Annotated in this window: 13 protein-coding genes; 1 reads left to right on the forward strand and 12 read right to left on the reverse strand. The window is 55.3% G+C overall.

Translation table 11 applies throughout. The features are described from left to right. Window positions 1–14: 14 nt before the first annotated feature. The 6 genes from M0Q23_02080 to coaBC all read right to left on the reverse strand — a co-directional run bounded on the left by M0Q23_02080 (window position 15) and on the right by coaBC (window position 6655). Entirely contained in the window at window positions 15–1730 is a 1716-nt protein-coding gene (locus tag M0Q23_02080) for an FG-GAP-like repeat-containing protein (GenBank protein MCK9527436.1), read from the reverse strand. Window positions 1731–1794: 64 nt separating this feature from the next. Beyond that, window positions 1795–2448: an MtnX-like HAD-IB family phosphatase gene (locus M0Q23_02085; GenBank protein MCK9527437.1), complete on the reverse strand. Its 654-nt coding sequence runs from the start codon at window positions 2446–2448 to the stop codon at window positions 1795–1797. A 104-nt stretch (window positions 2449–2552) separates the two neighbouring features. Continuing rightward, on the reverse strand, window positions 2553–3305 hold the full coding sequence (locus tag M0Q23_02090) for a slipin family protein (GenBank protein MCK9527438.1): 753 nt from the start codon (window positions 3303–3305) through the stop codon (window positions 2553–2555). Window positions 3306–3332: 27 nt separating this feature from the next. Continuing rightward, the gene (locus M0Q23_02095; protein MCK9527439.1) at window positions 3333–4661 is read right to left on the reverse strand and encodes a nodulation protein NfeD; all 1329 of its coding nucleotides are present in this window, start codon (window positions 4659–4661) and stop codon (window positions 3333–3335) included. Window positions 4662–4682: 21 nt separating this feature from the next. After that, on the reverse strand, window positions 4683–5453 hold the full coding sequence (locus M0Q23_02100) for a uracil-DNA glycosylase (GenBank protein MCK9527440.1): 771 nt from the start codon (window positions 5451–5453) through the stop codon (window positions 4683–4685). Then, on the reverse strand, window positions 5450–6655 hold the full coding sequence (gene coaBC, locus M0Q23_02105) for a bifunctional phosphopantothenoylcysteine decarboxylase/phosphopantothenate--cysteine ligase CoaBC (GenBank protein ID MCK9527441.1): 1206 nt from the start codon (window positions 6653–6655) through the stop codon (window positions 5450–5452). The genes M0Q23_02100 and coaBC overlap by 4 nt, the downstream gene beginning before the upstream one ends. 227 nt (window positions 6656–6882) lie before the next feature. Here coaBC and M0Q23_02110 point away from each other — a divergent pair, with 227 nt between their 5' ends. Then, the gene (locus M0Q23_02110) at window positions 6883–8211 is read left to right on the forward strand and encodes a M23 family metallopeptidase (protein ID MCK9527442.1); all 1329 of its coding nucleotides are present in this window, start codon (window positions 6883–6885) and stop codon (window positions 8209–8211) included. A 24-nt stretch (window positions 8212–8235) separates the two neighbouring features. On the opposite strand, the gene rapZ is transcribed toward M0Q23_02110, so the two are convergent. From rapZ to lptB, 6 genes are all read right to left on the reverse strand, one after another. Beyond that, entirely contained in the window at window positions 8236–9102 is an 867-nt protein-coding gene (rapZ, locus tag M0Q23_02115) for an RNase adapter RapZ (GenBank protein ID MCK9527443.1), read from the reverse strand. Then, the gene (locus M0Q23_02120) at window positions 9099–9518 is read right to left on the reverse strand and encodes a hypothetical protein (protein ID MCK9527444.1); all 420 of its coding nucleotides are present in this window, start codon (window positions 9516–9518) and stop codon (window positions 9099–9101) included. The genes rapZ and M0Q23_02120 overlap by 4 nt, the downstream gene beginning before the upstream one ends. A 186-nt stretch (window positions 9519–9704) precedes the next feature. Continuing rightward, on the reverse strand, window positions 9705–10175 hold the full coding sequence (locus M0Q23_02125; GenBank protein ID MCK9527445.1) for a PTS sugar transporter subunit IIA: 471 nt from the start codon (window positions 10173–10175) through the stop codon (window positions 9705–9707). A gap of 18 nt (window positions 10176–10193) precedes the next feature. After that, entirely contained in the window at window positions 10194–10736 is a 543-nt protein-coding gene (raiA, locus tag M0Q23_02130; GenBank protein MCK9527446.1) for a ribosome-associated translation inhibitor RaiA, read from the reverse strand. A 97-nt stretch (window positions 10737–10833) separates the two neighbouring features. Next, on the reverse strand, window positions 10834–12285 hold the full coding sequence (gene rpoN / locus M0Q23_02135; GenBank protein MCK9527447.1) for an RNA polymerase factor sigma-54: 1452 nt from the start codon (window positions 12283–12285) through the stop codon (window positions 10834–10836). Between the two features lie 36 nt (window positions 12286–12321). Further along, entirely contained in the window at window positions 12322–13044 is a 723-nt protein-coding gene (gene lptB / locus M0Q23_02140) for an LPS export ABC transporter ATP-binding protein (protein MCK9527448.1), read from the reverse strand. Between the last annotated feature and the right edge of the window lie 34 nt (window positions 13045–13078).

Below are 13078 nucleotides of genomic sequence, written 5' to 3' on the forward strand. Positions count from 1 at the left end.
GGCTCTGTACCGGTTCAATCCGACCGCCCGTCATGGAGGATCAGGTCATAGGCCACTACCACACTCTGCCGCGTGGGCAGAACCAACGCAAGAACGATCTGATTCCTGCCGTCGTTGTTGAGGTCCTTGAACTGGTAATCCGTCACATAGCCCTGAATGGACCGTGTCTTCCAATTCTCAAGCAGCCCCAATCCGTCCCAGCTGAAGCCGTATATCTCGCTGCGGTTGAATATTTTCACATTGCGCAGCAACCGTTCCGTTGTGGATTCATTTTTTATAATGATGATCTCGTTTTTTCCGTCTCCTTTGAGGTCGTAAGTCAGGATCCTCACGTTAGCGTACACATTTTCCTCTTCTCCCAGCTTTTCAGACCCGGCCACGCCCGAACGCCGCAACTCAAAATCAATAAGGTTGTCGCTTCCGCCGAAGGCTTCGTTACTCTTCCAGACAAGATCGGAAGATCCCCCGAATACATGGATTTTGGACAGTGGCTTGGTAGTTTTCTGGTAGACGTTCAGTCGGTCATACGTGTCCAGGGCTATAACTCGCTCCGTTCTCCCGCCGTCTAGACTTGCCATGGTCATCCCGTAAACGGCCAGGCCTTCGGGAATGGACATCCGCCGTCCCTGGCGATAGGAACCATTATCCCAGATAACCTGATATATGGGTTTCTCGAAGGGATGGTCCATCCCCAGTTGCTGACCCAGCAACTGGGGGCCATTGGATGATTCAATGACCCTGAAAAACCACGGAAGACCCGCCGCGATGGTTTCATAGGCACCGTCACGATATTCAATAATAAAGGAATTGAGGCGGGTCCGCATCATGCTCGTCACGATGATTTCCGGTGTGCCGTTTCCATTTATATCAGCTACATCCACGGCTATGTGATTGTCGGCAGATGATCCCGTTATGGAGTGCTTCAGAACAAATCCCTCATCCCGGAGTTGGTAGATCATAACCGTGTTCCGGTCGATAACAACCACTTCATTCTTTCCGTCACCGTCCACGTCACCAATATCCATTCCTTTGAATTTCTTCGGATATCGGGGGCTCATGAAGAAGCCCTCACGGTCCAGCACATCGGGACTCATTATGTAGGAAGGGTTGATGATGGCCGTCAGGGTTCCCTGGTGCGATCTCAATACATCCACGGGTTCTCCCGCTCCGGGAGTCCGCTCCTGAGGCTGTTGCTGGACCTGCCTGGACACCACCGGTGCGGGCGGCGCTGCGGCGGGGAGATCTCTCCCCAGAATGTGGGCGTGGACCCGTCGGGACAGATCTCCGATTTTGGGAATAACGTCGTCCATGCCCCGCGTCTGCTCTGAAACGCCCACCGGTGCCGTTTGAGTCGCCACGTCGAGCAGCCGTCCGTCAAGGCTGATGCTGCTTCCGATTTTGGTGATACTGCCCCATAGAACATAATCGAGACTCAGATTCCGGCCGATTTCGTAGGCGTCAGACACCTCGAGTTCCGTCACGCCCCTCGCCGTGAGGGCACCGACAATCGCCTGCTTGTCAACAACATCGATCTCTCCCGCAGCGGAAAGACGGGAAATAAGCATGTCCCATATTCCGCTTCGCACATATTCTATATCTTCAGAACTGTGTATCGTGAAGGGCAGAATGCCCAGTGACTTTCGTTCTTCCTGGCCGTAAGCCCGGAGCGGGGACAATGAAACCAGGAGAATCAAAACAATCGCTGCCAGGGTTACTGCGTACTTCTTCATCGGAGTCTCCTCGCCGTATTGTACGTATCGTATCTTTCAGCCGGCTCCGCCGCAGGGGGCGACGCTATGTGACCAAGTGTTTCTGTATATCAGAAAAATCGTTGTAATAAAAACAATCTTTCCCCCGGGCACGGTACTCGCTGTAGAGAAGGTCCCGGGCAAAGATGCGATCGGCATCCTGCGCGGGACACAGATCGGAGCTTCCATCGCCCACATAGACAATTTCACGGTAGCGATCCCTCATTCTCCGCATGATGGATCGCTTGCAGTTACCGCATCGATTACAGTCTTCGTTCCTGTGGGGGAATTCAAAGGAAAGAACGCCGTCATCCTGAAAGACGGCCCTGTTGGCGTAACAATCGAGACCGTCAAGCCCGTACTTGTCGAGAATCGCCTCTATGTAGAAATCGAGTCCGTCGGACACGATGATGACGTCATGCCCCCGGTCATGACAAAACCGGCAAAAGGTTTTGAAATGAGGGTCCAGCTCGCCCGCCTCCAGCACATAACGCACCATTTCCTCCCGGGTCGCTCTCAGATGCGGTGCAACCCTCCGGTAGGCTTCCTGGGAGCCGATGTGGTCCTTTTCGTAGGCCCTGTTGATGCGTTCCCACTCCTCGGGAACGGAAAACCTGCTGAGGATGCCGTAGCCCATGTCCCGGGGACTGATTGTCCCGTCAAAGTCACAGAACAATAACGTCCTGTTTTTATCCGGCATTACTGAATTTCCCGTCTGATCTAAAGTACCGGTCACAAAGAAAACTCCCCCCACTGCCCTGCGGGCCGTGCCCTTGATACGGCCCGGACCCGAACAGCTCTTACTTACTCCCTGTCGGACTTTCTCATGAAGGCCTGAAAGAAATCGATGGGTATGGGGAAGAGCGTCGTCGAATTATTCTCTGTGGCAATTGCCGCCAGGGTCTGTAGATACCTCAATTGGAGCGCTATGGGTTCCTTCGCGATGACAACACCCGCCTCGTTGAGTTTCTGCGCGGCCTGGAATTCACCTTCCGCGGAAATGACCTTCGCGCGCCGCTCGCGTTCCGCCTCGGCCTGCCTCGCCATGGCACGTTTCATCATTTCAGGCAGGTCGATATGCTTGACCTCCACGTTGCTCACCTTGATACCCCATGCATCGGTATTCCGGTCGAGGATCTGCTGGAGATGTTCGTTGATCTTCTCCCGTTCTGAAAGCAGTTCGTCCAGTTCAACCTCACCGCAGACACTTCTCAGTGTTGTCTGGGCGAGTTGAGATGTCGCGTAAAGATAGTTTTCAACTTCTATGACAGCGTCATTGGCCGTAATCACCCTGAAATAGATGACGGCATTGACGCTTACCGAGACGTTGTCACGGGTAATCACGTCCTGGGGCGGAACATCCATGGTTATGGTCCTCATGTCCACTTTGACAAGCCGGTCGACAATGGGAATCAGGATGATCAGGCCGGGCCCCTTTGTGGCAATGACCCTTCCAAGTCTGAAGATAACGCCCCGCTCGTACTCGTTGAGTATCCTGATTGCCGATGCCAGGAACAGCACCACCAGGACCAGTATCGGCGCAAGAGTATATACCATGACTCGTTTCCTCCTTTTGTAGTTACCTCAGTCGTTCTGTTCCAGCGGCTCCACCTCGAGCACAAGCCCTTTCATGCCGATTACCCGGACAGGGGTCCCCGCTTCGATTCTCCGGACACTCACGGCGTTCCAGTGTTCGCTTTTGACGAAGACCGTGCCCGCCCGATGGACAGGTGTCTCGGCCCGGCCCGTCGCGCCCATCATCCCTTCCATCCCCGTGGCCGGCTTTCTTCTGTGGGCCCTGACGGCCATACCGATGACGGTTATGAAAAAGGCGCTCACCACGATGATCGCGGGAATCATTACCTTGAAAGAAACTCTGAGCGCGGGATCGGCGGAATCAAACAGGAGGAGCGACCCGAAGACCAGTGAAATGACGCCTGCCACTGAAAGCATGCCGTAACTCGCCACCATGATTTCCGCCACGAAGAGTATTACCGCCAGTACGATAAGAAGAATCCCGGCATAGTTTACGGGCAATGTCTGCATGGCAAAAAAGGCGAGGAGCAGTGATATGGCCCCCACCACACCGGGCAGAATAGCGCCGGGATTTGAAAATTCAAAGTAGAGCCCCGCCAACCCTATGAGAAGCAGAAGGTATGCTATATTCGGATTGGCGATAGTTGTCAATATCCTGTCTCTCAACCCCATGCCTTTGTAGTTGAGAACAACTCCCTTCGTCGCCAGGGTCGTCATACCCGGCGGCAACTCGACGTCCCTGCCGTCGATCTGCCGGAGGAGATCCTCCATATTCAGGGCCACCACATCGATAACGTTTTTTTCCCTGGCTTCTTCAGCCGTGATAGAAACGCTTTCACGAACGGCTGCCTCGGCCCATTCGGCGTTTCGACCTCGTCGTTCAGCTATGCCCACGGTATAGGCCACGGCATCGCTGACAACCTTTTTCTCCATGGTTTCGTCCATCTTGCCGCCCACGCCGATGGCAACGGGATGGGCCGCACCGATATTTGTTCCCGGAGCCATAGCCGCCACATGGGCGGCCATGGTAATCATGACACCCGCCGAGGCCGCCCGGGCCCCCGATGGGGAAACATACACGATCACCGGCAGGGGAGCGTTGAGAATGGATTTAACGATGTCGCGCATGGACGTATCAAGTCCTCCCGGCGTGTCCAGGGCAATGATGAGACCCGCCGAGCCGGATACCTGCGACTCCTCGAGACTCTTGACGACATAGCTCGCCACCGCGGGAGTGATGGCGCCATCGATGGTGATCACGTCAAAAACGGCGGAGCCTCCCCTGTCGGATGCCCCGAGAGGCGTACAGAACACCCATGCCGCCAGCAGGACGACCATCATGTACAGGAACAGCGAACGTGGTGTGTCAGATGTCATGGAAGTCATGCTTCCTTTCTTTCATGATTCCGCCGGGAACGACAGCAGATTCATGATCATCTGCATGTCCTCCCAGACCTTTCGTTTCGCGCCCTGGTTCCGCAGGAGATAGGCAGGGTGATAGGTCGGCATGAGAGGAGTTCCCCGATATTCGTGAAAGGTCCCCCTCAGCACGGTGATGGGAGCATCCTTTCCCAACAGCGTTTTAGCGGCAAAGGTCCCCAGGGCACAGATAACACGGGGCTGAATAGCGTCAATCTGTCTCTTCAGGAAGGGTTCGCAGGCGCTGATCTCGTCGGGTCCGGGGTTCCTGTTTTCCGGCGGGCGGCACTTGAGGATGTTGCAGATGTATATGTCCTCCCGTTTCATCCCCATGGCCTCGATGATCCGCGTCAGAAGCCGACCGGCCCTGCCTGTGAAGGGACGGCCCTGCCTGTCTTCATCAGCGCCGGGCGCTTCTCCCACAAAAACGAGGGGCGCCCGGGGATTCCCCTCTCCAAAAACAATATTCCGGCGGGTCTTGTAGAGTCCGCATCGTCTGCAATCCCCCAGGTCGGTCCGGATTTCTTCAAGAGATCTCCCGGGATGGACTCCCCTGTTCTCCCGCTCATCCCCGGCTGTCGCGGCAGGAAGACGATACCTCCTGCCGGAAAGGGTGAGCCCCCCCACGTCCTCTTTCAGCAGACATTCGGCGAGGCGTACCCTCAATGACCGTGCCAGTTCGAGAAGCTCCTCTTCATGGAAGCTTGTGCGAGGCGGAACATCAGGCGCCCCATTCCCGTACGGCCTCATGAGCCCCCCCGTCCTTCGAGCAACGCGGCTACCCTGTCGAGGATTCTGTCGGCCACATCCTTCTTGTCCATCAGGGGAAGAACGTCAACGCCGCCTTCTCTGTCCAGGATTCGGACCACGTTGGTGTCATGACCGAATCCCGCTCCCGGCTCGCGCAGGTCGTTGGCGACGATAAGATCCAGATTCTTTTCCTCCAGCTTTTTCAACGCGTTTAAAACGAGATCGTCCGTTTCCATGGCGAAGCCGACAATGATCATGTCTCCCTTGCGTCGACCGGCCTCGGCAATGATATCGGGATTTCTCTCCAGGACAATTGAGAAAGAATCTCCTTTTTTTTTGATTTTTCCCGTCGACGGCCGCGCCGGCCGGTAGTCCGCGACGGCGGCCGCCTTGATGAGCACCTGCGTATCATCCAGACGCTTCAGGACGGCGTCGGCCATTTCCCGGGCCGTTGTTACCGGTACGCAGGTTACACCTGTCGGAGCCGCCATGGGCACGGAACCGCTGACGAGGGTCACGCGTGCGCCGCGGCGTTTTGCCATCAGGGCCAGAGCGTAACCCATTTTCCCCGTGGAGTGATTTGTAATGTAGCGTACGGGATCGAAGGGTTCACGGGTAGGACCAGCCGTCACCAGAACGGATACGTCGAAAAGATCCTTCTTCGCGAGGATTGTTTCAACAGCCTCAACGATGTCTTCCAGGGGCGGGAGTCGGCCGGGACCCTCGGTCTTGCAGGCAAGTGCCCCCGAAGCCGCCTCCAGGATGTGATAACCGAAGTTCGACAGCCTGGTCAGGTTGTCCCGGAAAATCGGGTTGGTATACATGTCCGTATTCATGGAGGGACAGATCAGGACAGGTGTTTTCAGAGCGACAAGGGTGGTGCTGAGGAGATCATCGGCAATTCCCGCGGAGGCCTTCCCGATAATGTTGGCCGTGGCAGGAGCGATGACGGTCACGTCTGCCCACCGGGCAAGGCTGATGTGAGCAATATCCCGCTCCCCGGCAGGCTCGAAAGTATCTCGGTACACCCGGTCACCAGTGAGAGTCTCCAGGGTGGCGGGCGTAATAAAATAGTGCGCGTTGCCCGTCATGACGGCCTTCACCCTCGCGCCCCCGGTGACCAGCATCCTCACCAGTTCCGCTGTCTTGTAGGCGGCGATTCCGCCTGTAATTCCAAGGAGAATACGTGCTCCCTTCAGCATGCTGTCCTCCTCATATTCCTTCTCTCACTACCTGTTTTTGAAACCCCCGCCCGGAACTGTCGGTATCCAGGCCGTCCTGCCTTGGATGCAATAATATACTCCGAAAAACAACAGAAGTAAAGTGTGACGAGTTCGTCAAGTGTGTGTGAGTGAAGGGATCCGGTTTCTCTTGCAATAGACCCCTGTTTATTATAGTCCTCCCACAAGACAGGGCGAGGTGAAACACGATGAGAACATGGATTCGATACGTCACAGGCATAGTGGTGGCTCTCGTGCTGGTGCTGGGGGGCTGGCAGGCTTCGATCCACCTGGAGGGGAAAATCCCGAAAATCGTGGTGTCTGAAGAGGTGCGCTACCTTGGGCCCGAAAGCGCCCTGTCCGTGAGCTTTTCTGATGAAGGGCGGGGACTGCGGCAGATCACGGCTTTTATCGAGCAGAACGGGAAACGACAGCTTTTGGGGGGGATGAACTTTCCCGCACCGGGCACAACACAGAAAACCCTTCGCCTGGCTTTCGATCAGCCCGGCCTGGATCCGGCGGAAGGGCCGGCCAGGCTGCTTTTTTCGGCCGTTGATTATTCCTTCAGAAAAAATGAGACTTCCATGGTCATGGACGTGGTGGTGGATCACACGCCTCCCGGGATATCGACGATGACCTCCGCCCATTATATCAATCCCGGCGGATCCTGCCTTATCGTGTACCGGCTTTCGGAGACCGTGGACACAACGGGAGTCATGGTGAACGAAACCTTTTTCCCCGGGTATCCCTTCGACCCGGCGGAAGAGCAGCCCCGTTATGCCGTCCTTTTCAGCATACCTGTCGATGCCACGGGGAACACCGTCAAACTCGGTATAACGGCCCGTGACAGGGCGGGTAATGAAGCATTTTCAACGTTCCACTACCATGTACGGACCAAGACCTTCCGCGACAGAACGCTGGATTTGAGTGACCGGTTCCTCGAAAGCCTCATGCCTGAGTTTACGAGCCGCATCCCCGCGCTGAAAAATGTCTCGCCACTGGATGCTTTTATTTATGTCAACGAAGTCCTGAGGGAAGAAAACGATCGGGAAATCCAGAAAATCTGTTCTCGAAGCGAACCCCGGAAACTCTGGGAGGGACGGTTCCTCCGCATGAGCAATGCCGCCACCATGGCCGGATTCGGTGACCGCAGAACCTATACGTATAACGGCCGGCCCGTCACCGGGAGCCTTCATGACGGCATCGACCTGGCGTCAACGATAAACGCCGTCGTTGAAGCCTCCAATTCCGGCATCGTTGCCTACAGGGGATACCTGGGCATTTACGGCAATATGGTCGTCATCGACCATGGTCTGGGGCTTTTCAGCTTTTATGCCCATCTTTCGTCAATCACCGTTGAAAAAGGCGAGTGTGTGGAGAAGGGACATCCCATCGGTCGTTCCGGAATGACGGGCCTTGCCGGCGGTGACCACCTCCACTTCGGCATCTATCTGGGAACGCAGTTCGTCAACCCCGTCGAGTGGTGGGACCAGGGCTGGATAAACGACAACATACTCAACAAGGCGGCTCTCCCCTGACAAACAGATCCCCCCGGCATCGCCTCACGACCGTTTCACGTCCCGGTGGGAAAGGTTGGTCCCGTAACCCTTCTCTTTCATGAAGCGCGCTATCTTGTTCGTGACCGCCACGGACCGGTGCTTTCCACCGGTGCATCCCGTGGCGATGGTGAGATAGGCCTTCCCCTCTTTTTCAAAAAGAGGAATCAGGAAGGACAGCATATCGAACAGGGAGTCCAGGAATTTCCGCGTATCATCCCATTTCATAACCCATTCCTCCACCTCCGGGTCATTTCCGGTATATTCCCGCAGGGATGCTATGAAATAGGGATTTGGGAGAAACCGCACATCGAAAACAAGGTCCGCGTCGGAAGGCAACCCGTAGCGGTATCCGAATGAAATGAGGTTCACCGTCAGCTTCTTGCCCTTCAGCGTGTCAAGATAGTAGCGCTGTACCAGTTCTTTCAGTTCGTGGATCGTGTAAAGCGACGTATCCACGACATTATTTGCCATCTCCTTGATGGGCATCATCTCCCGTCGTTCCGCCTTGATGCTCTCGAGCAGGCTGCCGCCCGTAAAGAGCGGGTGAGCCCGGCGGGTTTCGCTGAAGCGATTCAACAGACGCTCGTCGCTCGAGTCGAGAAAGAGGATTTCAATAGGATAGCATTTCTTTTTGAGTTTCGAAACTATGGCGAGAAAAGTCTCAAGAAAGGTCTTTTCCCTGAGGTCCATCACCAGGGCCACTTTCGTTATCTCTCCCGAGGAGCCCACCTGCAGTTCCAGCAATTTCGGCAAAAGCGCTGCCGGCAGATTGTCGACACAAAAAAAACCGATGTCTTCCAGGGCCCGCAGAGCCGTACTTTTCCCCGACCCGGAAAGACCCGTGATGATCACAACTCTGATGGACTTCATAGAACGGCTCCCGCCCATACACGTCTGTCGGCCGCCACCCGTTCCACACTATCCGCCGGGTCGTCCCCGGAGGAACCTGACCATCGGAAAACCGGCAGATCCCTGCCGAGAAGGCGAAACCGGCTACAGGGCTCCGCCCCGATCCCTTGGCGACCGGGCATCCCCGTCAGATCGAACACCAGGTCGACGGGGGAGGACCCGCTGACCACCGACGCTTCGAACTGTTCACATACATTTACGATACCCCTTCCCCGCACTTCGATCAAGCCCTTTATACCCTGGTGGCTGCTCCCGCGCAGCCGTCCTCTCCCACGTCGCCTGACACAGACCAGGTCATCGGCCACAAGCTGGTGGCCCCGACGAATCAGTTCGAGGGCACAGCGACTTTTACCCGAACCGCTTGCCCCCCGAATCATTACACCCGCACCCGACACATTCACCAGCGTGGCGTGAACGTAGACTGTTCCGAGAAGGTGTTTTCGAAGATATGCCGTCAGACGGCTTTTGACATACCAATGATACCCGGGAGGGATTCTGAATCCCGCCCATGTCCGGCTGCAGAGAAACAATGGACGGACGCAATGCAGGCGGGTGCGCATCTACTACTCGCAGGCTTGATCTTTTTCGGCAATGAGTGAGAAGAGGCGTTCCCGTGATCCCGCCTCCATGAGATCCTTCCTGAAATCGGAATCTTTGAGCATTCTTGAAATTTTCGCAAGCACCTTCAGGTGCCTGCCCGCCGAGTTGTCCGGCACCAGAAGCAGAAAGAAAATACTGACCGGTTTTCCGTCCAGGGCGTCGAAGTCTACACCGTCGAAACTTCTGCCGAATGAAACGACCAGCCTGTCCAGACCCTGCAACTTTCCGTGGGGAATCGCGACTCCTTCACCGATGCCGGTACTCCCCAGTTTTTCTCTCTCCAGGAGAACTTCAACGATGGCGTCCGCATCCTCCTCCGGAAGGCTGGCTGCCACGGGACCGGACAACTCGTAAAGAACCTCCCGTTTCGTCTTTGACTTCAATTCATCGACGATACAGTTCATCTCTATCAGTTCCCGTACGTGTATACTCATGACATATCCACCCGGAAATCAGCCCGTCGCTTCGATAAGCTCGTAATTTCCGTCATCACGGCGGTAAATGACCGTCACGTTCTCCGAACCGGCGTCACGGAACAGCATGAACTGGTTTCGGGACTCCTCCATCCGGAAAATAGCCTCGTCCACAGACATGGGGTTGAGAATGACTTTCCGCGTCTCCACCACGCGATATCCCTCTTCCTCTTCGACGGATTCATCGGGAAGTGAGGCAAGACCCCGGGCAATCTCTTTCGGAGCTCCCTCTTTGCGGCCTCTCAACTTATCCTTATGCTTCTTCAACTGACGTTCAATTTTATCCACCGCGGCATCGACGGCGGGTATCATCTCCGTCGCCTCTTCCCGGGCATTGATGGTTGAACCCTTGGCCATGACAAGACTTATTTCGGCGGAATTACGGTACTTTTCCACCGAAAGAACCACCCGTACATCTACAGGTTTTTCTATATACCTTTCAAGCTTGGTGAGTTTCTTTGTTATATATTCCTTGAACCCATCCCCTGACTCCGCATTGCGAAAGGTAAAAGAAATCTGCATGGACATTCTCCTCTCTTGGTACCCGTTATGGCCAGCCGAACCAGCGACGGTCTTTCAGAAACGAAATGTTGTTCCCTATGGGATTCCCCTCAAAATGTCAATAGTATTTTTTTCTCTTGTGGGAAGGAAGAATATTCAGAACCCCCCGGTACTTGGCAACGGTACGCCGGGCTATTCTGATACCATCCTTCTTCAGCAGTTCCACTATCTGGCTGTCGTTATAGGGTCGCCGCAGATCCTCTCCCGCCACCAGTTTCGCTATGCGATCCTTGACGCTTTCAGAAGCTATGGCATTGCCTTCGGTCCTTTGGATGCCGCTGCTGAAGAAATATTTCAGCTCGAAAATACCCCGGGGGGTATGCATGTATTTGCTGGAGGTCACCCTGCTGATTGTCGACTCGTGCATTTCCACGTCCTCGGCAATGTCCCTGAGTACCATAGGCTTGAGATAGTCAATGCCCCGCTCGAAAAAATCGATCTGGTGCTTCACGATGCTTTCCGATACCCGATAGATGGTCTTCTGGCGCTGTTGAATACTCTTGATCAGCCACAGGGCCGACTGGAGCCGCTCCCGAATGTATTCACGGTTTTTCGCTTCATTGGCACTGCTTGCTTCCAGGGCGAGCATTTTCCTGTACAGGGCACTGACCCTGAGCCGCGGAAGGCCGTCTTCGTTGAGGGATATCCTGAATTCATCTCCCTCCTTGTAAACGTAGACATCGGGGATTATATAATCACACCTCTCCCGGTTATAGCGCAGGCCCGGCTTGGGATCGAGACCGAGAATCAGCGACGACGACGCCATGACGTCCTCGACGGACACCTTCTGCTGTTTCGCTATCTTGTCATAATTGTTGGTTTGCAGATCGTCGAGATGCTCTTCTATGATTGTCCCGGCCAGAGGGTCCGGTGATTCCATGTGTCGCAGCTGGATCAGGAGGCATTCCCTGAGGTCCCGGGCGGCAATCCCCGGGGGGTCGAATTCCTGGACACGGAAGAGCACGGTCTCCACGAAGCCCGTATCCTCACCCGTCGCAGCGGCTATCTCTTCGAGTGTGGCGGCCAGGTACCCGTTGGCATTGAGATTACCGATGATCTGACCCGCCACGGCCCTTTCTTTTTCCTCTTCCGTCATCCGTGACAGGTTGAACTGCCACAGGAGGTAATCAACGAGGGTCTCCTCTTTTGAAGACATGTTCTCCAGGGAAGGGGCCTCGGCGATTTCCTGTGAAAAATTGACTCCTACGACACCGTAGTCTTCGAAATAGCCGTCCCAGTCAAAGTCGTCCTTTCCGTCACCTTCACCCGTTATCTCTTTGGATGTTTCCGCGGGTCTTCCGTCGTCTTCACCTATGTCGGGCACATGGTCAACGGCAGTTTCGGCGTCGAGGGTTTCTTCCTCAAGCATCGGGTTTTCCAGGAGTTCCTGGTTTATGGCACTGACCAGCTCCAGTCTGGACAACTGCAGAAGCTTTATTGACTGCTGGAGCTGGGGCGTCATGATCAGTTGTTGCGTCAGCTTGAGGTTCTGTCTGAGTTCAAAGGCCATGATTTGTTTCTGTCGCTGGACAATTCCGCCGGCAGCCTAAAGGTCGAAATCCGCTCCCAGGTATATTTTTCTTGCCGCGTCGCTGGCGGCTATGGCGCCGGGAGAACCTTCCATCAGGATGGATCCTTCGTTAACGATATAGGCACGGTCACAGACTTTCAGGGTTTCCCGCACATTATGATCGGATATCAGAACACCGATATCCTTGTCCCTGAGCCTCCTGACGATGCCTTGAATATCGGCAACAGCTATGGGATCGATGCCCGCAAAGGGCTCGTCGAGAAGCATGAACCGGGGGGATGTCACCAGGGCCCGTGTAATTTCCACCCTGCGCCGTTCGCCCCCCGAAAGCGCATAGGCCATGTTTCCCGCCAGTTGTGTCAGGTTCAACTCACCCAACAGTTCCTCCAGCCGTTTCCGGCGTTCCGCGCGGGTGATGTCAAGGGTTTCAAGTATGGCGAGAATGTTTTCCTCCACCGTGAGCTTCCTGAATATGGACGGTTCCTGGGGCAGGTAACTGATGCCCCTCCGCGCCCGGAGATACATCGGAAGATCAGTTATATCATCGTCATCCAGAAGAACAGCTCCGGAATCGGGCTTCACCAGGCCCACGATCATGTAGAATGAAGTCGTCTTCCCCGCTCCGTTGGGACCGAGCAGGCCGACAACCTCACCCCTTTCGACATCCAGGTCGATACCGTTGACCACGGCCCGCCCGTTATATATTTTGACCAGTTGTTTCGCCAGCAACTTGACCATCAGCCTGTCACGGCCCGATGCCGTTCAGTCCTTC

It is taken from the genome of Syntrophales bacterium (assembly GCA_023228425.1).
Classification (GTDB): Bacteria; Desulfobacterota; Syntrophia; order Syntrophales; family UBA2210; genus MLS-D.

Bases quoted from the DNA above. Each gene is read 5' to 3' on its own strand.
- M0Q23_02080 (MCK9527436.1), bottom strand. From the start codon at position 1,730: ATGAAGAAGTACGCAGTAACCCTGGCAGCGATTGTTTTGATTCTCCTG.
- M0Q23_02085 (MCK9527437.1), bottom strand. From the start codon at position 2,448: ATGCCGGATAAAAACAGGACGTTATTGTTCTGTGACTTTGACGGGACA.
- M0Q23_02090 (MCK9527438.1), bottom strand. From the start codon at position 3,305: ATGGTATATACTCTTGCGCCGATACTGGTCCTGGTGGTGCTGTTCCTG.
- M0Q23_02095 (MCK9527439.1), bottom strand. From the start codon at position 4,661: ATGACATCTGACACACCACGTTCGCTGTTCCTGTACATGATGGTCGTC.
- M0Q23_02100 (MCK9527440.1), bottom strand. From the start codon at position 5,453: ATGAGGCCGTACGGGAATGGGGCGCCTGATGTTCCGCCTCGCACAAGC.
- coaBC (MCK9527441.1), bottom strand. From the start codon at position 6,655: ATGCTGAAGGGAGCACGTATTCTCCTTGGAATTACAGGCGGAATCGCC.
- M0Q23_02110 (MCK9527442.1), top strand. From the start codon at position 6,883: ATGAGAACATGGATTCGATACGTCACAGGCATAGTGGTGGCTCTCGTG.
- rapZ (MCK9527443.1), bottom strand. From the start codon at position 9,102: ATGAAGTCCATCAGAGTTGTGATCATCACGGGTCTTTCCGGGTCGGGG.
- M0Q23_02120 (MCK9527444.1), bottom strand. From the start codon at position 9,518: ATGATTCGGGGGGCAAGCGGTTCGGGTAAAAGTCGCTGTGCCCTCGAA.
- M0Q23_02125 (MCK9527445.1), bottom strand. From the start codon at position 10,175: ATGAGTATACACGTACGGGAACTGATAGAGATGAACTGTATCGTCGAT.
- raiA (MCK9527446.1), bottom strand. From the start codon at position 10,736: ATGCAGATTTCTTTTACCTTTCGCAATGCGGAGTCAGGGGATGGGTTC.
- rpoN (MCK9527447.1), bottom strand. From the start codon at position 12,285: ATGGCCTTTGAACTCAGACAGAACCTCAAGCTGACGCAACAACTGATC.
- lptB (MCK9527448.1), bottom strand. From the start codon at position 13,044: ATGGTCAAGTTGCTGGCGAAACAACTGGTCAAAATATATAACGGGCGG.